Genomic DNA, 21,334 nt, shown 5'->3' with positions numbered 1-21,334 from the left:
CTTAGCTCGTGTCGAAAGATTATGTGTTTGGCTGGCACGCCGTTGAAGCTGTGCTTAAAAGAGAGCCCGAGAGGCTGCAAAGGGTCTGGATCCAGACCGGAAGGCAGGACAAGCGCGTCGGACGGATTACTGAGACGCTGGAGGATCTGGGTGTTGCCTGGAAAGTGGTGCACCGGAGAGAGCTGGATGAAAGGGTGTCCGGGGTTCACCAGGGCATTGTTGCGGCGGTGAGCGAGAGCCGTGAGTGGACGGAAGATGACCTGCTCTCGATGCTTTCCGCCGCCGATGCCCCGGCCTTTTTGTTGGTCCTGGACGGTGTGACGGATCCCCACAATCTCGGGGCTTGTCTGCGCACGGCCGACGCGGTTGGGGTTCAGGCAGTTGTTGTTCCAAAAGACAAGTCTGCCTCGCTGACACCTGTGGCGCGTAAGGTTGCGTGCGGAGCGGCTGAGACCGTGCCCTTCGTTCGGGTGACCAACCTTGCCCGTTTTCTGCGGACTATAAAGGACGAGGGGGTTTGGCTGATCGGAACCGCAGGGGAGGCTCAGGCGACTCTCTATCAGGCTGATTTCAAGGGTCCCGTTGCGCTCGTGATGGGGGCTGAGGGCAAGGGTATGCGCCGGCTGACGCGGGAGCATTGTGATCAACTGATCAATATCCCCATGTTGGGCCATGTAGACAGCCTGAACGTCTCTGTGGCTACCGGTGTCTGCCTGTACGAAGCGCTACGCCAGCGACTTGGTTAATGCTTGCACATCTGTCTTTGGGTGCCTAGAATACGTCACCCCTTTTTCTGGGGATGGCGTGTTTTTGTCTGAATAACAGGCACTCCGCGTCTCGCCTTCGGTCAGTCTCGGTACGTATGAGGCTGAACCGAAAGCAAAAAATTGAAACTGACAGCTCCGGCTGTTTCCTCCTTGCTTTCATGTTTGGCTCGCAGGCTTCGCCCGTGGGTCGAAAAGGAAGCTGTTAAATCCGTAGGGAGAACTCATGCGTCACTACGAAATCGTATTTATGGTGCACCCGGATCAGAGCGAGCAGGTGCCCGCGATGATCGAGCGTTACACCAGTATTATCAGTGAAGATGGCGGTCAGGTTCACCGCCTGGAAGATTGGGGCCGTCGTCACCTGGCTTACCCGATCAACAAGATTCATAAAGCTCATTACGTGCTGATGAACATTGAATGTTCAAAGGCCGCTATGGACGAGCTGACTCACAACTTCCGGTTCAACGATGCCATCATCCGCGACCTGATTCTGCGTCGTGATGAAGCAGTTACCGACCTGTCTCCGATGAAAGCTGCCGAGTCCCGTGAAGACCGTCGTGGCGGTGGAGAGGATCGTCCGCGTCGTTCAGCTGAAGGCGAAGATCGCCGTAAAGCTGAAACCCAGGACGAAGAAGAGTAATTAATCGGAGTTGAGGAGTTACCGTTATGGCTCGTTTTTTCAGACGTCGTAAGTTCTGCCGTTTCACGGCAGAAGGTGTTAAAGAGATCGATTACAAAGATCTGGACACCCTGAAAGGCTACATCACTGAAACCGGCAAAATCGTGCCCAGCCGCATCACCGGCACCAAAGCACGTTATCAGCGTCAGCTGGCTACCGCTATCAAGCGTGCCCGCTACCTGGCACTGCTGCCGTACTCGGACAGCCACGATCACTAATAACAGATAGACAGGACTTGGGACCATGCGTGCACTCGCGCAGTATGTAATGCGAGGTCCCCTGCAGGCCAGCGGGGTAGCCGTCATAACGACGGCGTTGCCTTTGCTGTTCTGGATTGGCGCAGCTGTTGTCGGTCTGGTGATTCTCAGGCTTGGCATCAGCCAGGGGTTCAATATTGGCCTCTGGGCATTGCTTCCGGCGCTGGGCTGGAGCTGGTTTGGGCAGGACCCAACGGCTCTGGCTGTGCTGCTTCAGGTAATGCTGATGGCGTCGGTGCTCAGAACCACGCTGTCCTGGGAAAGAGCCCTGCTTGCGGGGAGCTTTCTGGCCATCATCACGGGCCTGTTGTTGCCTGTGGTGTATCCCGGATTGCTGGACGAACTGGTCCGCGCCGGGGTCAGTTTTTACGAAGACTACAATGCCCAGGTCGCCCAGACGCTCGGGGATAACCTCGAAAAAGTCGTTCGGGAGACCATGAACGCCAGCATGGCGGGCACGTACCTGGCAACAGGTATTGCCATGACAATGCTGGCGAGGGCTTGGCAAGCCGGGCTGTATAACCCCGGCGGATTCCGAGAGGAATTCCATGCCCTGCGATTGTCACCTGCCATTGCGGTGGGCTGTGCGGTCGTCATGGTGGTTGGCCCGATGCTCGGGCTTAACGCCATGTTGCTGGTCTGGGTAGCGGGTACACCGCTATTTATTGCTGGTGTGGCATTGGTGCATGGTTTCGTGGGACGTAAGCAGCTGAGTGGCCAATGGCTGGTGATGTTTTACATCGCTCTGGTTCTGTTGGGGCCAAGTCTGATGATTCTGTTGGTGTTTTTGGCTTTTGTGGATAGCTGGCTGGATTTTCGGGGGCGCATCAAGCCTTCCGGACCGGCTGAATAAAGCACGAAGAGGTTAACGAGATGGAAGTTATTCTGCTCGAGAAAGTTGCAAACCTTGGCTCACTGGGTGACAAGGTTAAGGTTAAGGCCGGTTACGGTCGTAATTTCCTGCTTCCTTATGGCAAAGCCGTTCCTGCTACCGCAGAGAACGTGAAGGCGTTTGAAGAGCGTCGTGCAGAGCTGGAAAAGGCTGCCGCTGAGAAGCTGGCCGCTGCCCAGGCTCGCGCCGAGGCTCTGGAAGGTGCGTCCTTCACCATCACCTCCAAAGCGGGTGATGAAGGCAAGCTGTTTGGTTCTATCGGTGTGCGTGACATCGCGGATGCGGTGACTGCCGGTGGTACCGAGGTAGAGAAGAGCGAAGTGCGTCTGCCGGAAGGCCCGCTGCGGGTTACTGGTGAGTACGACATCGACCTTCAGCTGCACTCTGACGTTGAAGTGACCATCAAGCTGGCGGTCGTTGCCGAATAATCGTCAACGTCCCTCTGGCGGGCCGGGATCTCCCGGCCTGGCTTGATGTAAACGGGCCCGGGCCGTCAATGGCTCCGGGCCCGTTTTTGTATGTATCATGGCAAAAACAAGCACTCCCAAAATCGAAGCCCAGCCCGTAAACTGTCAGCTTCGTGGTATCAAACTGAAGACGTCGTTATGGCCAAGTCCAATCTGAAATCCTCTACTACTGATCTTGAAACCAGTCGTGTGAAAGTGCCGCCGCATTCTGTTGAGGCGGAGCAGGCGGTCCTGGGCGGTCTCATGCTGGATAACCGGCGATTCGATGAGGTCTCGGAACTGATTTCCGCCGAGGATTTTTACCGTCAGGATCATCGCCTGATTTTCGGTGCCGTCGAACGTCTCGCCAGCGAAAGTGAGCCCCTGGATGTTGTTACCCTGGCCGAGTTTCTGGAGCGCGCGGGTGATATCGAAGACGCCGGCGGACTTTCGTATCTTGCGGAGCTGGCCGAGAAAACTCCGGGTGCGGCTAACATCAAGGCCTACGCCACTATCGTGCGCGAGCGGTCGGTGCTCCGTCAGCTGGTCGAGGTGTCCGGGACTATCGCAGACTCTGCGTTCAATCCACAGGGGCGCACCAGTGATGAGGTACTGGATGAGGCAGAACGGAGTGTGTTCCAGATTGCCGAGTCCCGTAACAAACAGGGCACGGGACCACAGACGATCAACCCGATCCTGACCAAGGCCCTGAGTCGTATCGAGGAATTGTTTGAATCCGGCGAACAAACCACGGGGCTGACGACCGGTTTCCGGGATCTGGATGAAAAGACATCCGGTATGCAGCCGGCGGATCTGATCATCGTAGCGGGTCGTCCCTCCATGGGTAAGACCACGTTTTCCATGAACCTGGTAGAGAACTCTCTGATCAGTACGGGCACGCCGGTTCTTGTGTTCAGTATGGAAATGCCCGCGGATTCTCTGGCCATGCGGATGCTGTCGTCGCTCGGTCGTATTGATCAGACCAAGGTGCGAAGCGGTAAGCTCGAAGAAGACGACTGGCCTCGGCTGACATCGGCAGTGAGCCTGTTGAAGGATAAGCCCCTGTACATCGATGACACCCCGGGACTGAGTCCGACTGAAATGCGTTCCCGCGCCCGTCGTGTTGCCCGGGAAAATGACGGCAAGATGGGCCTGATCATGGTGGACTACCTGCAGCTGATGCGGGTGCCGGGCAATACCGAAGGCCGGACGGCGGAAATTTCCGAAATCTCGCGCTCGCTCAAGGGTATCGCTAAGGAATTGAATTGCCCTGTAGTGGCTCTGTCGCAGCTCAACCGGAGTCTGGAGCAACGCCCGAACAAGCGTCCGGTAAACTCGGACCTTCGTGAATCCGGGGCGATCGAGCAGGATGCGGACGTCATCATGTTCGTATACCGGGATGAGGTCTACAACGAAGACACGCCGGACAAAGGCATTGCTGAAATCATCATTGGTAAGCAGCGTAATGGCCCTATTGGTACGGTTCGCCTGGCCTTCATTGGTAAGTACACCAAGTTCGAAGACCTGGCACACGGTGATTATGGCGATTTTGACGGAGAGTATTAATGCCGCGAAGTACTGTTGCACGAATTCACTTGGACTCCCTGCGCTACAACTATCAATTGGCGTCGGAACGGGCCGGTTCTGCTCAAGCCATGGCCGTGATCAAGGCGGACGGTTACGGGCACGGGATTGTTCAGGTCGCCTCTGCGCTGGCTGATCTGGCGCCAAAATTTGCGGTGGCCAGCCTGCAGGAGGCGCAGGCAATTCGCAGTGCCGGGCATACCCAGCCGGTGGTTCTGTTGCAGGGGCCTCATGAATTTGGCGACATCGAGCGTTGCGCTGAGCAAGGCTTTGAGCCGGTCCTGCACAGTGAGCAGCAACTTGGCTGGGTCGAAAAAAGCGTCTCTCGCGGCCCCTTCTGGTTGAAAGTAAACAGTGGCATGAACCGTCTCGGCTATGCGCCGCGAGGGCTGGCTGATGTGATGGGGCGATTGGAGGCCATTGGCGCAAACAAAAGTTTGTTGGGCTTTGTCACCCATTTCGCCTGCGCCGATGATGAGTCGAGTTCGATGACCGCCCAGCAGACCGCCAGTTTCGTGGACGCAACAGCGCCCTGGCCGGATTACATGAGAAGTGTGGGTAACTCCGGCGCGCATTTTATCCCGGGTCAGCCTTTGTTTGACTGGAGCCGGCCAGGGATCATGCTGTATGGCAGCTCACCCATGGCGGCTAGAACTGGCCCCGAGCTCGGGCTCAAGCCAGTGATGACCCTCGAGGCGCCGCTCATTTCCACGCGTACCCTCTGCAAGGGTGAAAGCGTTGGCTATGGGGCCGGTTTTATTGCCGATCGTGACATGCGAATGGGTATGGTCAGTATTGGATATGGGGATGGCTATCCCCGGCATGCGGGCACCGACACTCCGGCGGCCATTCGGGGGCAGAAAATCCGCCTGATTGGTCGGGTCTCGATGGATATGCTGGCGGTGGATCTGAGTGGGGCACCGGATGCTGCCGAGGGCGACACGGTGGAACTTTGGGGCCCAAACGTCAGTGTGGATGACGTCGCGCGCTGTGCCGAAACCATTGCCTACGAGTTGCTGACCGGCATTACAGCCCGGGTTCCCAGGCTGTATCAATAGCAGACGCTTTAATCAGGCCTGTTCGGGTTCGTGAATGATTTCTTCAATGAAATCGAGAATGGCCGCCAGGCTTCTGTCGTCGAGCTTCTTGAGCACTTTGTGGACTACCATCTTGCTGCCTTTCAGCATGCTGCCGATGCCCATGTTGGCCATGCCCATCATCATGCTGCCCGCTCTCAGGCGGCGCAGCGGTTCGATGAAGAAGAAGTCGAGCCCGTTCTCGGTCAGTTCGACGATCAGGGAGTAAAGCTGATCGATGGCTTCCTTGTCGGCCTTGCCCCGGCTGCGGAGCTGGCTGACGGTGTACAGAGCTCGGGTGCGTAGTTCATCCGGAATCGGCGCCACAATGTGGCTCTGTTGTTTCAGCATCTTGTTTCCTGTTACTTACTCATAAGTGAAGATAACGATATAAACTGCCGGTAGCCCGGACAAGCTGTTATTGTATGCCTCGGCTTCAAGAAGCCATTGGCTGACCTTTTCGGGGCTGCCGTCATATCTGTAATAGTCTGGAGGCGTTAACTCGTCGTGCACGTACTTGTTGTTCATGATTATGGTCCACTTGGGACGTTGCTGCTCGAACGCCTGCGCAACACTCCGTTGCAGGTGACTCCACTGCTGGTCAGTGACCCGGCCAGCGCCGATCTTCACGCGGTACAGAGCTGGGTTCCGGAAGATACCGACCTGATCGTCAACGCACTCTGGCTGGTGGATCCGGAGGATGCCCAGAAAGATCCGGAAGACACCCACAAGGCGGCCTTTTCCTTACCAGTGGCATTGGCCGAATGTGCCCGGGACCGGGACATTGCCCTGTTCCAGTTGTCCTCGTGTTATGTCTTCGATGGTCGCAAGCAGCGGGGCTACATCACCTCGAACCCGGGGCAGCCTTTCAATGAATTGGGTAACTGGCAGTGGGAGTGTGAACAGGCTCTGCGCACGCTGTTGCCGAGGCACATTATCTTGCGTACCGGGTGGAGTCTGTCGCGGTTTATTCGCAAGGTTCAGGCGAGCGCCTCTGCCGGGAATGCGTTGTCCATGCCGGGTCGCTGCCGGGGATTGCCGGTTGCCGTGGCCGATCTGGCCCGGGTGATGGCTGCTGTCATTCTTCAGCTCGATTGCGGCGCTGAGGTTTGGGGGACCTATCAGTATGCAGGTGCCGAAGAGGTGAATCTGTACGAACTGGGACAGGTGATTGTGGGTTTGCCCGGTATCCCGGAGAGCACAAGGGTCGTGGATGACGTGCCGGATTGGGCTCAGCTGGAACCGCTCAATACCACGTTAATCTGCACCAAAATCCGTAATACCTTTGGCATCAAGCAGCAGCCCTGGCGGTCGTTTCTGGCGGACGAAGCCGCCATGCTGACAGAGCCTGCAACGAAAGCGGAAAGGGTGCCGGCCAACTAACCAGGCCGGCCGTTAGTCCTGCCGGGTAGAATCGCGAGCCACCAGTTGCAGAGCATCCACATCCAGCAGTTCCACGTCCCGGCCTCGCGCCTTGATCAGTCCCTGGTTCTGAAATCTCGTGAAGACCCGGCTCACCGTTTCCACGGCAAGGCCCAGGAAATTGGCAATATCACTGCGAGCCATCGGCAGGCTGAAGTGGGTGCCTGACATCCGACGACGCTCAAAACGGGAGGACAGGGACAGCAGCAAAGCGGCGATGCGCTCCTCAGCCGTATTCTTGCTCAGCAACATGGCCAGCTGATGGCCGTTCTGGATTTCCTGGCTCATCAGGTGATACATGTGGTGCTGAAGTTCCGGCATTTTGCCGGTCAGCTCTTCCAGCTTATCAACCGGAAACTCGCAGATACTGGTGCGTTCAAGGGCCCGTGCGGTGCAGGCATAGGTCTCGTGGCTCATGCTGTCGAGCCCGACCAGTTCGCCCGGCATGAAGAACCCGGTAATCTGTTCTTCGCCGCTTTCAGTGATGATGGAGGTCTTGACGGACCCGCTGCGCACTGCAAAACAGGCGCGGAACGGCGTGCTCTGATCAAAGATGTGCTCACCACGATTGAAAATGCGCCCTTGCTGGACAATGTCTTCCAGTCGATCAAGCTCATTTTCTTCCACAGCCAGAGGCAGGCACAGATTGCTGAGACTGCACTGGTGACATGAGGCTTTGAGTGGTGAGGAGGTCCGATGGAGCCGGATAGGTTGGGCCATAGCGAGACGATCCGTTCGTTCTTATCCCTGACAAACCCGTACCTTAATACGTAACGGTGTCTTTGCCAATCGTTGGACTGACGTATTGCCGGGCCGTGAGACACAGGCCCGGCTGGTGCCTCCGAAGATTCAGTCCATCAGTTTTTCGAACACCAGGGTGGCGTTGGTGCCTCCGAACCCGAAACTGTTCGACATCACGGTGGACAGATCGGCCTCTCGGGACTCGGGCCCCACGATAGGCAGCCCCTGAATCTTTTCATCCAGATTCTGCAGATTGGCGGTTCCGGCAATGAATCCGTGCTGCAGCATCAATAGCGAATAGATGGCTTCGTGTACGCCCGCGGCGCCCAGGGAGTGCCCGGAAAGGGACTTGGTTGAGGAGACGGCGGGCACATCATCGCCAAAGGTGTTTCGCAATGCGCCCATTTCCGCCACATCCCCCACTGGGGTACTGGTGCCGTGGGCATTGATGTACTGCACCTTGCCGCGAATGGTGGCCATTGCCTGCTGCATGCAGCGCTGGGCACCCTCGCCGGAGGGGGCGACCATGTCGTAGCCATCTGACGTTGCACCATAGCCGGTCAGCTCCGCCAGAATCGTTGCACCGCGTTTGCGGGCGTGCTCCAGTTCCTCCAATACCATCATCCCGCCGCCGCCGGCGATCACGAAACCATCGCGCCCGCTGTCGAACGGGCGGGAGGCTGTCTCAGGGGCGTCGTTGTACTTGGTGGAAAGTGCGCCCATGGCGTCGAACATCATGGTCAGGCTCCAGTCTTCTTCCTCACCGCCGCCTGCAAACACGATGTCCTGCTTGCCGGCCTGGATCTGTTCCATGGCGTGGCCGATGCAGTGGGCGCTGGTGGCGCAGGCCGAGGACATGGAATAGTTCACACCCCGGATCTTGTAGGCCGTGGCCAGGCACGCCGATACGGTGCTGGTCATGATGCGCGGCACCATATACGGGCCGATACGTTTGACGCCTTTCTCCCGCATTGTGTCGGTGGCTTCCACCTGGCTGGAACAGGAGGCGCCGCCGGAACCGGCAATGAGCCCGGTCCGATCGTTGGAAATCAACTCGTCGGTCAGGCCGGCCTGGGCGATGGCCTGTTCCATGGCCAGGTAGCTGTACATGGCGGATGGCCCCATGAAGCGCCGTATCTTCCGGTCGATAACGGATGTGTCGATGTCCGGTGAACCGGAAACCTGGCTGCGAAATCCCTTGTCGGCGTAGGTCTGGTTGAAACCGATGCCGGACCGTCCGTGTTTCAGGCTCTCAACAACCTCCTCCAGGCTGTTTCCAAGACAGGACACGATGCCCATGCCGGTGACGACAACGCGTCTCATATGCTCCTCCTGTTGCCCCGTTTAATGCATCGGGGCGGTTGAAATCGTGGAATAGGGGACAGTGTAGGCCCTGGGTGCTCCGGGGGATATTTGACCTTGGTAAGAGACGGCCGTTCGCGCTGGTTTTAGAGCCATAGCTGTTTCGTACAAGTCCGAGAGTTTATCTACTGGTAAAGTGACGGTATCTGATGGGACAACAACAAGGAGAATTGACATGCGTTCGTTGCAGCAATTTTTGAGTGACTACGGAGACAGCCACCAGAATCCACTCAATCAGTGGATTCATATTGTCTGTGTACCCGCCATTCTTATCTCGACTCTGGGCCTGCTATGGCTGGTGCCCATTGGTAGCTGGCTCGGCCTGAGTGGGGCAGCGGCGGAATGGGTAAACGGCGCCACCCTGCTGGGCGTGCTCTCCGGCATTCTGTACCTGCGATTGTCGTTCTGGGTATTCCTGCTGATGGTGGGCTGGTTTGCGGTGTCCGTCTGGGCAATCCTGAGTGTGAAGGCCGCGGGATGGTCGCTGTTCTGGACCAGTCTTATTATCTGGGTGCTGGCCTGGGCCGTTCAGGTATACGGCCACAAGGTCGAGGGTAAGAAGCCGTCCTTCGTGGAAGACCTGGTGTTTCTGCTGATTGGCCCGATTTTCGTCAGTGTTGAATTTGCGGCCAAGCTGGGGATTCCCGTGCCCCACGCCCAGGGTACCGGTGGCAACACACCAGCCCAGAACCATTAATTGACGGTTTGCTGGTAGCGGATGGCGATTGCGCCGGCCTGCGGTATGCTTCGGGCAGACAACGAAATTTATGACTGGCTTGGTTATGCAGCAATCGCCCCACGGCACCCTGTTTCTATGGCCCGATCACTGGCACGTGGTCGGGCGCCTGATGCCCAATCGTCCGCACCGGCACATCAGTGCGTCCTGGCTGGTGGGGTTGGATGGGTGTTTCCGTATCCGCGTGGATGGCCACTGGCGAATGACGCGCGCTGTTCTCGTCGCACCGGATGTGGAGCAGTCCCTGGAGCCAGGCGATACCCGAATGTGGTGCGCCCAACTGGACCCGGACAGCCGTTACTGGCGTTCGCTGTGTCATTTGCTTGAGGAGCGGAGTTGGGTTGAGGTCTCCCATTCAGTAGAGGAGTTGGATAGCATCGCGGACATGGGCTGTGCCGGGGTGCATGAGGCTCTGCTGAATATCTTGCAGGCATTGGGCGAGAGGCCCGAACCACTGGATGACCGGGTTCAACAGGTGTGTGGATTACTGAGGGCCGAGTTGCCTGAAAGAATTCAGGTGGCTTCACTGGCGGCTTCGGTGGGGCTGTCACCGTCGCGGCTCAGCCATTTATTTCGGCAGCAGGTGGGTGTTCCCCTGCGACGGTTTCTGTTGCACCTGAAGGTGAACCAGGTATTGGCCCACTGGGAGCGGGGAAAAACCGTGTCCCAGCTCGCCCTGGACGCCGGATTCTACGACCAGCCCCATTTTGTACGAACGGCCCGTGACATGTTCGATGCCCTGCCATCCGAATACGTCACCACTGGCTGGTTCAACGTTTGCCGGTGCGGCCTTTCTTCTTCCCCTTAACATCCTTTTGAGCCGTTTTCTGGGCAGCCTTTTCGGCAGCTTCGCGTTCGGCCTCAGCCAGTTCCTGTTCCACCATCTCCGGTGTTTCCAGAGAGATCTGACCCAATGTACCGCTGCGGAACTCGTTCAGCAGCACCTCCGATACCTTGTGCAGGTCGGGTATGCTGCCTCGACCGAAAAAGCGCCGTTTGGCGGCAATGGCGTCCATCAGCCCAAGTCCGTCTTCCGGCAATGGATTCAGTCCGTAGCGCGCCTGCACCAGCTCCGGGTAGGCCTGTATCAGGTAGTCCGCTTCAAACAGAGCGATGTCTTCGAAATCCAGTACGGCACTGCGAATGGCACCGCTGACGGCAAGCCGGTAACCACTGGCCTCCGGTGACAGTTTGGGCCAGAGAAAGCCCGGGGTATCGTACAGCAGGATGTTATCTGGCAGCTTGATGGCCTGTTGGGCCCGGGTAACGGCCGGCTCGTTGCCGGTTTTTGCCACCGGGCGGCCAGCCAGTGTGTTTATGATGGTGGATTTCCCGACATTCGGAATGCCCAGAATCATTACCCGAAGGGCGCTTTTCTGCCGATCATGGTCGGGCGTCATCTCCTGGGCCAGCTCCAGGATGCCGAGGGCTTCGTGGCGCTGGTTGTGGGTGAGGGTGATGGTGCGAACCCCCCGCTCGCGCTCAAGCCAGGTCTGCCAGCGTTCTGTGATCTCCGGATCCGCCAGGTCGCGCTTGTTCAGAACCTTGATGACGGGTTTGTCTCCACGCAGGGCCGGCACCAGCGGATTTTCGCTGCTGAACGGTATCCGGGCATCGAGCACTTCGATGATCAGATCCATCTGGGGCATGACTTGTTTGATCTCCTTGCGGGCCTTGTGCATATGCCCGGGAAACCAGTTAATTGCCATGATTGCTACTCCGCCGGTGATTGAACGGCGCCATTATGAAGGGGAATGGCCAGTTTTTCACTTGTTGAAGGCTGCCCGGATGTGAGTCACCCGGGCAGCGCCAAACGGAAATGCATACGAGAAATCCACCACAAAGGGGCAGGAATGGGATGCAAAGGCGGGCCCGGATGTTTTAGGGTGTACGACCTGTGACGAGAAAAATACATGTTTGTGGCCTCTTGAGTTAGGCTACCCCATTAACGGAGAAGTTTATGAAGCTCGGTAAATTGATTGGTTCGGCACTCATCGCTCTGTCTTTGTCAGCGCCGGTAGCTGCGCAGGCCCCGGCTGGTCAGCCCGACCAGGTAGATCAGCTGGCGCAGCTGGTAGGGTTGTCGGATGACCAGCAAACAGAGATCCGCGGCATTATTGACGAGATGCAGGGGCAGATTGGCGAGCTTCAGCAGGAAGCCCGGACACTACAGCAGGCACTGCAGGCCGAAATCAAGGCCGACTACGATGAAGCCACGATTCGTGAAAGTGCCGAGGAGCTGGGCGAGCTGACTGGTGAAATCGCTGCATTGTCGACCCTGATGCAGGCCAAAGTAGACAGCGTGTTCACTGATGAGCAGCGTGACGAACTGGACCGCCGGATGAAGCAGATGCAACAGCAGATGCAACAACAGCGTCAGATGATGCAGCAGCCGGGGCAGTAATACGGCTCTGCCTGTATCGTTGAAATGAAAAGGCCGCATCATTTGATGCGGCCTTTTTTGTGTCAGTTGGCAGTCTGGGTGTTGCTGGAACTGCCTTCCGGACCGAAGGGTTTGGTCAGGACAATCAGGCGCGGCAGCAATGTCAGTGCGCCAACCAGTGCCATGAACATGGCGAAGCCGGTGAACAGACCAAAGTAGATGGTCGGAATAAAGTTTGACAGCACCAGGATGGAGAAGCCCGAGATGATCGTCAGGGAGGTGTAGAACATCGCCTGGCCGATGCTGCGATGGCAGCGATGCATGGCGGCCAGGTAGTCACCGTCCTTACGGATTTCCACACGGAACCGGTGGATATAGTGGATGGTGTCGTCGACGGCAATGCCCACGGTGATGGCCGCGACGGTGATGGTCATCATATCCAGCGGAATGCCCAGCCAACCCATCAGCCCCAGGACCGATCCGGCGGCAATGAGGTTGGGGGCAATACCCAACAGCGCCAGCTTCAGCGACCGGAACAGCAGCAGGAACATCACCAGAATGGCCAGCAGCACCACACCAATGGTCTTGATCTGGGAGTCGAACAGGCTTTGCAGCATATTGTTGTACATCACGGTCATGCCGGTGAAGAGCACCTGGTCATCCTCGAAGGCCAGTTCCGTGGTCAGGTGCTCTCTGATGCGATCCAGCAGTGCCTGGCGCCGGAGGTCTGGCATGGTTTCCAGGATACGGATGCTGAAACGGGCCTGGTCGTGTTCTTCGGAAATGTAGGGCGTGAGCAGAATATCCTTGAGATCGTCCGGCACGGCCGCCGGTACAAACGCCAGTTCCAGCGCGTCCAGAGGCTCGCCCTGATTGATCGTGGCCAGAATCGCGAGAGTGGTGTCGATGGACAGCACCTTGCCGGTTTCCGGCAGGCTCTCCAGATAACTGTGGACCTTCTCCAGCCGACTCATTTTCTGATAGGTGTACCAGGTGTCCCGGTACTCCTCGGCGCCGCCACAATCGTCGACAAACGGATCGCAACTGCTGGCAAAGGGGTCGCCATCCACCGCCGCGTCTTCAGGCGGCAGGTCGTCGGTAATCACCACATCCAGCGGCGTGGTGCCGCCCAGCCGGTTATCGATGGTCACCATGCCCTGGTGGATTTCCGTCGATGACTTGAAGTAATCGACGAAGCTGTTTTCCACCGTCAGTCGGCTGATACCGATCACACACAGTACTGCGATGACCAGCGATCCCACGAGCACCAATGAGCCAAACCGTTCGGTAAAGCGGGCGAAAGCATCGGTAAAGGGAATTCGGTCGGAGGTCACCCGCTTGTCAAGAGGCGGCGGTAGCAACGCCAGAAGCGCCGGGAAGACCACGAAGGTGATCAGGAAGGCCACGGCGAGGCCGAGGGTCATCATCCAGCCAAAATCAATGACCGGGCGGATACCGCTGAAGGTCAGGGAGCCAAACGCCACAATGGTGGTGATTGCCATGTAGAAACAGGGTTTGACCATGGCATACACGGTCTTGCGGAGCGTATCGCGGGCGGCGACTTCCGGTTCGTCGTGCTGGAACTCCCGGTAGCGCACGATCAGGTGGATGGTCAGTGACAGGGTCATGATCAGCAGCAGGGCGACGAAATTTGAGGAAATCACCGTCACCGGCCACTGTGCCCAGCCAAGGAAGCCAATCATCAACCACACGGTAAAGCTGCAGCACAGCAGGGGCACCAGCACCCAGCGCCACTGGCGGAAGATGATCGCCAGCGTCACCAACAGGAACACCAGAACGCCCAGACCGAAGGTGGACAGGTCGTTCTGGATAAACCGGATCATGTCCGAAACCACCATGGGTACACCGCCAAGGTGAATATCAGCCTTGTGGCGATGCTGGTCGAGAATGTCTCGAACGCGATTAATGGTGGCGTCCCGCTCCTTTCCGAGTTGCTCGGTATAACCGATAAAAGCGTCCCGCGCCCTTTCGTATTGAGTCTGTTGCCCGGCGCTTGCATCGCCGGCGGCCAAGAGGTCACGCAGTCGATTGCGTTCGTTCAGTAATTCAAAGTATTTCTCTGGGGTGGGTAGATTGACCTGAATGGCGGTGGTCTGACCGTCCTCGCTGATCAGCAGGTTGGGGTACAGCGGGTTGTTGAGCAGGGCACCGCGCGCGGTTTCAGGCGGAACGTCATGCTCGTCCAGGGTTTTGATTTCTGAGTCGGCGGTGTCCAGCGTCAGGTCCGGGCTGTGGAGCAGTGGCACATTGAGGATGCTGTTGGTCGAGCCAACGGCGTCCAGTGCCTGAAGTTCGTCCCGCAGACCGCGCAGATCCGACAGACCCTGCTCGGAGAAAAGCGTGTCGTGGGGCGTGTAGGTAACCACCAGGAAATCGTCGGAGGTGGTGAAACGCCGGTTCACCTGACGGTACTGTTCCAGTGATCGGTCGTTCTCCAGAACCAGGGATTCGGCCGAAGCATCGAGGCGGAACTGGTCAAAACGAAGGGCTGCCAGGCCCAAGAGAAGGGCGAGGGCGGCCAGCACCATCAGCGGGTGTGGCAGTATCAGGCGATTATACAGATTGGAAAGCCGGTTCATGGATGGACAACTCTGCGCAAAAACGAGCGCAGAGTTTGCCATAAATGCCGGTAAACTGTGACCTTTCGGGGCGGGTTATCGGCGATCCGTGGGCGTCAGTCGAGGGATTTGACAGGAATTTGCATCGCATTGGCCGACGCAGGAACGTCTGGCACCGCCAGGCCAAGGTTGTTCTTGTCGAACACCTTGTCGGCCCGATAACTGGAGCGGACCATGGGGCCGGACGGCACTTCCATGAAACCTTTTTCCAGACCGATTTCCCGGTAACGGTTGAACTCCTCGGGGGTGACGTAACGCTCAACCGGCAGGTGGTTGGGTGTCGGGCGAAGGTACTGGCCCAGAGTAAGGATGTCCACGCCAATGGCACGCAGGTCGTCCATGGTTTGCAGAATTTCGTCTTCGGTTTCGCCCAGGCCCAGCATCAGGCTGGTCTTGGTCAGGATGTCCGGGCGGTAATCCTTGGCGTGTTTCAGAACACTCAGGGTTTTCTGGTAGCCAGCGCGCGGATCGCGGACGCGTTGGGTCAGCCGCTCCACGGTTTCGACATTCTGGGCGAAGACGTCGAGTCCTGAATCCACCACTTTCTCGACGTCCGACATTACCGCGTCGAAATCGGGGGTCAGTGCTTCGACCGCCACTTCGGGTGTGCGCTGTTTGATGGCCGCCACGCAGGCGGCGTAGTGGCTGGCACCGCCATCGGCAAGGTCGTCACGGTCGACGGAGGTGAGCACGATGTAGCGAAGCCCCATCAGTTCGACCGACTTGGCCGTATTCTCGGGCTCTTCGTGATCCAGCCACCCCTTGGGATTCCCGGTGTCGACAGCGCAGAACTTGCAGGCCCGGGTACAGACCGATCCCATCACCATGATGGTGGCGGTGCCCGCGGTCCAGCACTCGCCGATATTGGGGCAATGGGATTCCTGGCAAACGGTACTCAGTCGGTGTTCCTGAACGTTGCGACGAACGGCTTCATAGCGCTCCCCGCCGGGCATGCGGGCCCGCAGCCACTTTGGCTTGCGTTCCAGCGGGCGGTTCTCGGAGTTGTCGCCGGAGGATCGCTTCACACCATCCTTGATGGCAGAAAAGCCGTGCTCACTGCGAAATTTGGAACCACTGGTAATGCGGGGTTTTGCGCTGTCGCTCATTCCTACCGGACTCTTTTGTTGAGGCTTGCGGGGCATTTAAGAGTAATGTCCGGCCCCCGGAGATACAAGGCGGGTACGGGCAATCACGGGGATCGACCGGGCACGACATTGGTCGTACCCGGTGTCTGGGTCAGGCCTGGGAAGCCGCCAGTGCCTGAGTGATGTCTGCGATGATGTCGTCCACATGTTCAAGGCCAATGGACAGCCGGACAAGGTCCTCACTGACGCCGGCGCTGCGCAACTCATCCGGCCCCAGCTGGCGGTGGGTAGTGCTCGCCGGGTGGCAGGCCAGGGATTTCGCATCGCCGATGTTCACCAGACGGTAAATCAGCTGCAGGGCATCAATGAATTTTGCACCGGCTTCCAGCCCGCCCCGAATGCCAAAGCTCAGGATGCCAGAGGCCTTGCCGCCACAGATCTTGTCACAGGTGGCTTTGTAGGGGCTGTTCGGCAAGGCTGCATAATTGACCCACTCAACCGCCTCGTGCTGTTCCAGGAAGCTGGCAACTGTCTCGGCATTCTGGCAGTGGCGCTCCATACGGAGAGACAGGGTTTCAAGCCCCTGCATGATCAGGAAGGCATTGAACGGTGACAGGGCCGCACCGGTGTTGCGCAGGGGGACGACCCGGCATCGGCCAATGAAGGCGGCAGGGCCAAGGGCTTCGGTGTACACCACGCCGTGGTAGGACGGATCCGGCTCGTTCAGCATCGGGAACTTGTCGGCGCTGGCTTTCCAGTCGAACTTGCCGGAATCCACGACGATGCCCGCCACGGTCGTTCCGTGCCCACCGATGTACTTGGTCAGCGAGTGGATGACGATATCTGCACCGTACTCGATGGGGCGACACAGGAAGGGGGTTGCGACGGTGTTGTCCACCATCAGGGGAATGCCGTGGCGGTGGGCGATCTCGGCCCAGCGCTGAATGTCGACGATGTTGCCCGCCGGATTACCGATGGACTCGCAGAACAGGGCGCGAGTGTTCTCATCGATCGCCTTTTCCACCGCGTCGAAGTCATCGTGGGGCACCATGCGACACTCAATGCCCTGGTTGGGCAATGAATGGGCGAACAGATTGTAGGTGCCACCATACAGCTGGCTGGTGCTGACGATGTTGTTACCAACCTTACAGATCGTCTGCAGGGAGTAGGTGATGGCGGCCATGCCCGAGGCCAGTGCGAGTGCGCCGACGCCACCTTCCAGTTGTGTCATCCGTTCTTCCAGCACCGCATTGGTTGGATTCATGATGCGCGAATAGATGTTGCCCGGGACTTTCAGGTCGAAGAGGTCAGCCCCATGCTGGGTATTGTCAAAGGTGAACGATGTGGTCTGGTAGATGGGCGTGGTGGCCGCATGAGTCGTGGGATCGCCATTGAATCCGGCGTGCAGAGCGAGCGTTTCGAGTTTCATTGCAACGTCCTTGCAGGTTGGTTGTTGGTGTTGTTGGGTAATTCCTTTCTGGATTGAATCGTGTCCGGTAAATTACCGGTCAGATCATTGCGTCGTATACCAGTTTGCGGACGTCCTCCCGAACCGGGTAGGCCGACGAAGGCATCAACTGTGTCATAAAAATTAGGACCAGTTCGTTGGCTGGGTCAACCTGGAAATAGGTGCCTGCCAGACCTCCCCAGCCAAACTCGCCAATGGAGCCCACGGTTGAGTGGGGCGATTCGGCAATTCTGACGGCAAAGCCGAGCCCAAAACCATTGCCAATTCGGGATGATTCGCTGAATGGACCGATCGACAGTGCCGGGATGTCTTTATTGTCCGGCAGGTGGTTCTGGCGCATCAGATCCAGGGTGTCACGGCGGATGATACGGCGCCCGCGGTATTCACCGCCCTGGCACAGAGCCTGGGCGAAAGCGTGGTAGTCGTCCAGGGTGGACACCAGTCCCCCGCCCCCGGACAGGAAACGGGGTTCGCGCAAGTAGCGGGAGCGCTCCGGGTCGTCCTGCAGCTTCATCTGGTCACCCGGTTGGTGCAGGTAGCAGGCGGCAAGGCGCGATCGTTTCTCTGGTGGAACATGAAAACCGGTGTCGTCCATGCCCAGTGGGCGAAAAATGTGCTGCTGGAAATAGTCAGCCAGCGACTGGCCGGATAGTTGCTGGACCAGGTAACCCAGCACATCGGTGGATACCGAGTAATTCCAGGCAGTACCGGGTGAGAACTCCAGTGGCAGATCGGTCAGGCGCTGGATCAGCTTGTCCAGCGTCAGGGTGCCGCTGCCATCCAGCTTCAGACGACGATACGCGGCATCTACCGGCGTTTGCTCCAGGAAGCCATAGGTCAGCCCGGAAGTATGGGTCATCAGATCCCGAATGGTCATCGGCTTGCTGAGAGAACGGGTCTGGAAATCGGGCCAGTGCCCGTTGTCGTAGACTTCCAGACGCTGCCACCCCGGAATATAACGGTGCACGGGATCGTCCAGCTTGAACAGGCCCCTCTCATAAAGCTGCATCATGGCAATGGAGGTGACCGGCTTGGTCATCGAGTAGATCCGGAAAATCGTATCATCAGCCAGGGGTCTCTGGCGCTCTACATCCATCCAGCCCTGCGCGCGTTGCCATACTACTTTCCCGTGGCGGGCTACCAGCGTGACTGCACAAGGAAGCTTGCGCGGTTGCAGGTAATGGTGATCCAGATAAGCGGCAATGCGTTCAAGGCGCTCGACTGAAAAGCCAGCGACATCGTCATCGGCAGACATACGGTTCTCCTCGGCAGAGTAGGGAGCTTATGCCAATGTCGATGCGGGGAGAAGGGGGGGTGTCACCGTCACTTTTTCGGGGGTTATCTGTCGCGAAAAACGTGCGGTACGTCACGTATTTCCTATACTGCTAGACTACCCGGGGACAAAGATGTCCCACGCCTGGCGAGATCAAGGAAGCCGAGCAATGAAAACCAAACCGCTGTTCAGGACCTCACTGTGGGTGCTGGTCACATTCGGGTTTGGCTGTACCGAGAGCGAAACGACGTTCAAGGAGGACCCGGATACGGCTCCTCCTCCCAGGGCTGCTCCGTCGCCGGGCGAGCCGAGAATGCCTTTTCCGGGTGAACCGGAACCGGAGCCTGAACCGGAGCCTGAACCGGAGCCTGAACCGGAGCCTGAACCGGAGCCTGAACCGGAGCCTGAACCGGAACCGGAGCCAGAACCGGAACCGGAACCGGAGCCAGAACCTGAGCCTCCACCACCTCCGCCTCCGCCACCACCAGAGCCTGAGCCGGAACCAGAGCCTGAGCCGGAACCAGAGCCTGAGCCGGAACCAGAGCCTGAGCCGGAACCAGAGCCTGAGCCGGAACCAGAGCCTGAGCCGGAACCTGAACCGGAGCCTGAGCCTGAGCCTGAGCCTGAGCCTGAGCCTGAGCCTGAGCCTGAGCCTGAGCCTGAGCCTGAACCGGAGCCTGAACCGGAGCCTGAACCGGAGCCAGAGCCGGAGCCGGAGCCAGAGCCGGGGCCGCCACCTCCGCCACCACCGGAGCCAGAACCTGAGCCGGAACCTGAGCCGGAACCGGAACCGGAACCTGATGGCGATACAGGTCCACTGCTCGTTGAGGGGCAATCACTTGCGTTCGAACCGCTGACGTTCCAGGAGCCCTTGGTAGGAGCGTCAACATCGATCGCTATCGCTACAACGCCCGAGAGCGAAGCGCTCGACGTTGACCGGACAGGTACGGTCAGTGCCCAGTTTGGAGAAGACATTCTGGTTACCAGTGTCAGTGACAACAGCCTGACTCTCAGTGCCGATGGTCAGCCAATTGATGGGGCTCTGCAGTTCGATGCCCGGTCAAATACTCTGGCCTTTGCGCCAGAGAAAAAGCTGCCGAAGTCGACTCGGGTAGAGGCAACCGTCGACGAGGGCGTGGCGGATATTGAAGGCAATGTGCTGGGTGCCGAGTACCGCTGGTCCTTCATGACCGAAGGCGCTTCCTGGGGTGATGGGGAAGTGCTGCAGGTCAGTTCCGGCCCGCTCTCGAAACTGCAGTTTGCTGCCAATGACGACGGCGATACCCTCGTGGTGTGGGTGCAGAACCAGCATGTCTTCGCCAGCCGCTTTGATGCAGCCTCTGGAAACTGGTTGAGTGCAGAACGTGTGGGCAGCAATGCCGGCGCTACAGCGAGGCCTCATGTTGCCGTGAGCCCGAGGGGTGACGCCGTTGTGATCTGGAATAACGCTGACGATGGGGCACTTTACGCAAGGCGATGGAACACCCTGCTGGGTAGCTGGGAAAGCGAACGCCGTGTTGGCAATCTGGCCGGGGAGGCAGGTTATCCGCAGGTGGCCATGGATGCCCAAGGTAATGCGCTGGCCGTATGGCAGCAGCGCGATGGCCTGGCATTGAGTATCTTCGCCGGCCGTCTTTCCGCAGGCAGTGAGAACTGGGCAGCCTTCGATCGGATTGATACTCATCCCGACGAAAGCCACCAACCCACAGTTGCCATGACTGCCGATGGCGATGCCGTCGTGGTGTGGCGACAGAGGGTATCTGCCTTCGGCAGCCTCAGCACGTTTGATGTTCATGCCAACCGGCTTGTTTCCGGGGTGTGGCAGGGCGTGGCAGCGCTCGGTGACGGCGTCAATTCGGTCGCGTCACCTCAGGTGGCGGTGGACTCGGCGGGGCGGGCTTTCGTCGCGTGGCGCCAGAACGATGGCGGAAGCCAGGGCATCTATGCGACGTCCACGACGGAGTCTGGTCACTGGGACGTGGCTGAACGCATCGGTATTGCCGGTGCCAGCGTCACCCGGCCGGATATAGCAGCCGCTGGCCCGGGAAATGCCTTTGTGGTCTGGCAGCGTTACGACAACAGTGGCTCTCGCATCCAGGTTAACCGGTTTAGCAACGGTTGGCAGGGAGCGACGACGATACAGGCCAGCCTTGAGCGGGCGGATGTGCCCAGTATCGCCACCAGCGGAAGCGGTGATGCGGTTGTTGTCTGGTCTCAGCGTGAGGGCAGTGGATTCTTCGCGGAAGCCCGGACCTACGTGGCCAGTGAAGGGGGGTGGGGGAGCATCACCCGCCTGAGCGGTGCATCCACAGAGCTGTTTGCGCCGGAGATCGTGATGGATCCGAATGCCGACGCAGTAGCTGGCTGGGTCGAAGTGAACGACAGCGGAAGTGCGCTGCAAACGAACCGGTATGACTGACGTGGGCGCTCAGTGGGGCGGCTGGAGTTGCCCCACTGAGCGGCTGCCTGCGAATAAGGCAGGGCAGACCATTCTTAATGTTGTTTTAAAGTGTGCGTAGTATCA

The 21,334-nt window shown here is 58.5% G+C and carries 21 protein-coding genes; 12 read left to right on the top strand and 9 right to left on the bottom strand.

Annotated features, from left to right (window positions below; genetic code table 11):
* Window positions 1-8: 8 nt before the first annotated feature.
* The 7 genes from rlmB to alr all read left to right on the top strand — a co-directional run bounded on the left by rlmB (window position 9) and on the right by alr (window position 5,683).
* Window positions 9-746: a 23S rRNA (guanosine(2251)-2'-O)-methyltransferase RlmB gene (rlmB, locus tag QVZ43_RS15055; protein WP_302910583.1), complete on the top strand. Its 738-nt coding sequence runs from the start codon at window positions 9-11 to the stop codon at window positions 744-746.
* 244 nt (window positions 747-990) lie between these two features.
* Window positions 991-1,407: a 30S ribosomal protein S6 gene (rpsF, locus tag QVZ43_RS15050; protein WP_223792749.1), complete on the top strand. Its 417-nt coding sequence runs from the start codon at window positions 991-993 to the stop codon at window positions 1,405-1,407.
* A 26-nt stretch (window positions 1,408-1,433) separates the two neighbouring features.
* A complete protein-coding gene (gene rpsR / locus QVZ43_RS15045; protein ID WP_206645447.1) occupies window positions 1,434-1,664 on the top strand; it encodes a 30S ribosomal protein S18 in 231 nt (76 codons plus the stop codon).
* Window positions 1,665-1,689: 25 nt separating this feature from the next.
* Entirely contained in the window at window positions 1,690-2,556 is an 867-nt protein-coding gene (locus tag QVZ43_RS15040; protein ID WP_223792750.1) for a YybS family protein, read from the top strand.
* A gap of 20 nt (window positions 2,557-2,576) precedes the next feature.
* Window positions 2,577-3,023 carry a 50S ribosomal protein L9 gene (gene rplI, locus QVZ43_RS15035; protein WP_223792751.1) on the top strand — a complete coding sequence of 149 codons (447 nt, stop codon included), beginning with the start codon at window positions 2,577-2,579 and terminating at the stop codon, window positions 3,021-3,023.
* Between the two features lie 177 nt (window positions 3,024-3,200).
* Window positions 3,201-4,607, top strand: a complete 1,407-nt coding sequence (dnaB, locus tag QVZ43_RS15030) for a replicative DNA helicase (protein WP_223792752.1) — start codon at window positions 3,201-3,203, stop codon at window positions 4,605-4,607.
* Window positions 4,607-5,683 carry an alanine racemase gene (gene alr / locus QVZ43_RS15025; RefSeq protein ID WP_302910582.1) on the top strand — a complete coding sequence of 359 codons (1,077 nt, stop codon included), beginning with the start codon at window positions 4,607-4,609 and terminating at the stop codon, window positions 5,681-5,683. Before dnaB ends, alr begins: the two co-directional genes overlap by 1 nt.
* Window positions 5,684-5,695: 12 nt before the next feature.
* Here the strand turns inward: alr and QVZ43_RS15020 are convergent, their stop codons facing one another.
* Complete coding sequence (locus QVZ43_RS15020; RefSeq protein ID WP_223792754.1) at window positions 5,696-6,052, bottom strand: hypothetical protein; 357 nt, start codon at window positions 6,050-6,052, stop codon at window positions 5,696-5,698.
* A 156-nt stretch (window positions 6,053-6,208) separates the two neighbouring features.
* Between QVZ43_RS15020 and QVZ43_RS15015 the strand changes: the two genes are divergently transcribed.
* Window positions 6,209-7,084, top strand: coding sequence for an SDR family oxidoreductase (locus QVZ43_RS15015; protein ID WP_302910581.1), 876 nt, complete (start codon window positions 6,209-6,211; stop codon window positions 7,082-7,084).
* Window positions 7,085-7,096: 12 nt separating this feature from the next.
* Here the strand turns inward: QVZ43_RS15015 and fnr are convergent, their stop codons facing one another.
* Entirely contained in the window at window positions 7,097-7,843 is a 747-nt protein-coding gene (gene fnr, locus QVZ43_RS15010) for a fumarate/nitrate reduction transcriptional regulator Fnr (RefSeq protein WP_302910580.1), read from the bottom strand.
* A gap of 129 nt (window positions 7,844-7,972) precedes the next feature.
* A complete protein-coding gene (gene fabB, locus QVZ43_RS15005; RefSeq protein WP_302910579.1) occupies window positions 7,973-9,187 on the bottom strand; it encodes a beta-ketoacyl-ACP synthase I in 1,215 nt (404 codons plus the stop codon).
* Between the two features lie 214 nt (window positions 9,188-9,401).
* On the opposite strand from fabB, the gene QVZ43_RS15000 reads away from it, so the two are divergent.
* Entirely contained in the window at window positions 9,402-9,923 is a 522-nt protein-coding gene (locus tag QVZ43_RS15000) for an Mpo1 family 2-hydroxy fatty acid dioxygenase (RefSeq protein ID WP_302910578.1), read from the top strand.
* Window positions 9,924-9,993: 70 nt separating this feature from the next.
* Window positions 9,994-10,770, top strand: a complete 777-nt coding sequence (locus QVZ43_RS14995) for a helix-turn-helix domain-containing protein (RefSeq protein WP_302910577.1) — start codon at window positions 9,994-9,996, stop codon at window positions 10,768-10,770.
* On the opposite strand, the gene ylqF is transcribed toward QVZ43_RS14995, so the two are convergent.
* Window positions 10,733-11,671: a ribosome biogenesis GTPase YlqF gene (gene ylqF / locus QVZ43_RS14990; RefSeq protein WP_302910576.1), complete on the bottom strand. Its 939-nt coding sequence runs from the start codon at window positions 11,669-11,671 to the stop codon at window positions 10,733-10,735. The two genes, QVZ43_RS14995 and ylqF, sit on opposite strands and share 38 nt — an antisense overlap.
* 251 nt (window positions 11,672-11,922) lie before the next feature.
* Between ylqF and QVZ43_RS14985 the strand changes: the two genes are divergently transcribed.
* Entirely contained in the window at window positions 11,923-12,366 is a 444-nt protein-coding gene (locus QVZ43_RS14985; RefSeq protein ID WP_223792761.1) for a Spy/CpxP family protein refolding chaperone, read from the top strand.
* Window positions 12,367-12,428: 62 nt separating this feature from the next.
* On the opposite strand, the gene QVZ43_RS14980 is transcribed toward QVZ43_RS14985, so the two are convergent.
* The 5 genes from QVZ43_RS14980 to QVZ43_RS14960 all read right to left on the bottom strand — a co-directional run bounded on the left by QVZ43_RS14980 (window position 12,429) and on the right by QVZ43_RS14960 (window position 19,649).
* Window positions 12,429-14,945, bottom strand: coding sequence for an efflux RND transporter permease subunit (locus tag QVZ43_RS14980; RefSeq protein ID WP_302910575.1), 2,517 nt, complete (start codon window positions 14,943-14,945; stop codon window positions 12,429-12,431).
* Window positions 14,946-15,040: 95 nt separating this feature from the next.
* Window positions 15,041-16,090 carry a lipoyl synthase gene (gene lipA, locus QVZ43_RS14975; RefSeq protein ID WP_302910574.1) on the bottom strand — a complete coding sequence of 350 codons (1,050 nt, stop codon included), beginning with the start codon at window positions 16,088-16,090 and terminating at the stop codon, window positions 15,041-15,043.
* Between the two features lie 130 nt (window positions 16,091-16,220).
* Complete coding sequence (locus tag QVZ43_RS14970) at window positions 16,221-17,498, bottom strand: O-acetylhomoserine aminocarboxypropyltransferase/cysteine synthase family protein (RefSeq protein WP_223792764.1); 1,278 nt, start codon at window positions 17,496-17,498, stop codon at window positions 16,221-16,223.
* Window positions 17,499-17,577: 79 nt separating this feature from the next.
* Complete coding sequence (locus QVZ43_RS14965; RefSeq protein ID WP_302910573.1) at window positions 17,578-18,792, bottom strand: serine hydrolase domain-containing protein; 1,215 nt, start codon at window positions 18,790-18,792, stop codon at window positions 17,578-17,580.
* Between the two features lie 269 nt (window positions 18,793-19,061).
* A complete protein-coding gene (locus QVZ43_RS14960) occupies window positions 19,062-19,649 on the bottom strand; it encodes a hypothetical protein (protein ID WP_302910572.1) in 588 nt (195 codons plus the stop codon).
* Between the two features lie 32 nt (window positions 19,650-19,681).
* Here QVZ43_RS14960 and QVZ43_RS14955 point away from each other — a divergent pair, with 32 nt between their 5' ends.
* Window positions 19,682-21,229: an Ig-like domain-containing domain gene (locus QVZ43_RS14955; RefSeq protein WP_302910571.1), complete on the top strand. Its 1,548-nt coding sequence runs from the start codon at window positions 19,682-19,684 to the stop codon at window positions 21,227-21,229.
* Window positions 21,230-21,334 lie beyond the last annotated feature (105 nt).

The sequence above is a fragment of the Marinobacter suaedae genome (assembly GCF_030519635.1).
GTDB lineage: Bacteria > Pseudomonadota > Gammaproteobacteria > Pseudomonadales > Oleiphilaceae > Marinobacter > Marinobacter suaedae.
The sequence above is the reverse complement of the archived record's forward strand: the minus strand, read 5'-3'. Positions and strand labels throughout refer to the sequence as shown.

Excerpts from the sequence above, each read along its gene's own strand:
- rpsF (WP_223792749.1), top strand. The coding sequence starts at position 991 with ATGCGTCACTACGAAATCGTATTTATGGTGCACCCGGATCAGAGCGAG.
- rpsR (WP_206645447.1), top strand. The coding sequence starts at position 1,434 with ATGGCTCGTTTTTTCAGACGTCGTAAGTTCTGCCGTTTCACGGCAGAA.
- QVZ43_RS15040 (WP_223792750.1), top strand. The coding sequence starts at position 1,690 with ATGCGTGCACTCGCGCAGTATGTAATGCGAGGTCCCCTGCAGGCCAGC.
- rplI (WP_223792751.1), top strand. The coding sequence starts at position 2,577 with ATGGAAGTTATTCTGCTCGAGAAAGTTGCAAACCTTGGCTCACTGGGT.
- dnaB (WP_223792752.1), top strand. The coding sequence starts at position 3,201 with ATGGCCAAGTCCAATCTGAAATCCTCTACTACTGATCTTGAAACCAGT.
- alr (WP_302910582.1), top strand. The coding sequence starts at position 4,607 with ATGCCGCGAAGTACTGTTGCACGAATTCACTTGGACTCCCTGCGCTAC.
- QVZ43_RS15020 (WP_223792754.1), bottom strand. The coding sequence starts at position 6,052 with ATGCTGAAACAACAGAGCCACATTGTGGCGCCGATTCCGGATGAACTA.
- fnr (WP_302910580.1), bottom strand. The coding sequence starts at position 7,843 with ATGGCCCAACCTATCCGGCTCCATCGGACCTCCTCACCACTCAAAGCC.
- fabB (WP_302910579.1), bottom strand. The coding sequence starts at position 9,187 with ATGAGACGCGTTGTCGTCACCGGCATGGGCATCGTGTCCTGTCTTGGA.
- QVZ43_RS15000 (WP_302910578.1), top strand. The coding sequence starts at position 9,402 with ATGCGTTCGTTGCAGCAATTTTTGAGTGACTACGGAGACAGCCACCAG.
- QVZ43_RS14995 (WP_302910577.1), top strand. The coding sequence starts at position 9,994 with ATGACTGGCTTGGTTATGCAGCAATCGCCCCACGGCACCCTGTTTCTA.
- ylqF (WP_302910576.1), bottom strand. The coding sequence starts at position 11,671 with ATGGCAATTAACTGGTTTCCCGGGCATATGCACAAGGCCCGCAAGGAG.
- QVZ43_RS14985 (WP_223792761.1), top strand. The coding sequence starts at position 11,923 with ATGAAGCTCGGTAAATTGATTGGTTCGGCACTCATCGCTCTGTCTTTG.
- QVZ43_RS14980 (WP_302910575.1), bottom strand. The coding sequence starts at position 14,945 with ATGAACCGGCTTTCCAATCTGTATAATCGCCTGATACTGCCACACCCG.
- lipA (WP_302910574.1), bottom strand. The coding sequence starts at position 16,090 with ATGAGCGACAGCGCAAAACCCCGCATTACCAGTGGTTCCAAATTTCGC.
- QVZ43_RS14970 (WP_223792764.1), bottom strand. The coding sequence starts at position 17,498 with ATGAAACTCGAAACGCTCGCTCTGCACGCCGGATTCAATGGCGATCCC.
- QVZ43_RS14965 (WP_302910573.1), bottom strand. The coding sequence starts at position 18,792 with ATGTCTGCCGATGACGATGTCGCTGGCTTTTCAGTCGAGCGCCTTGAA.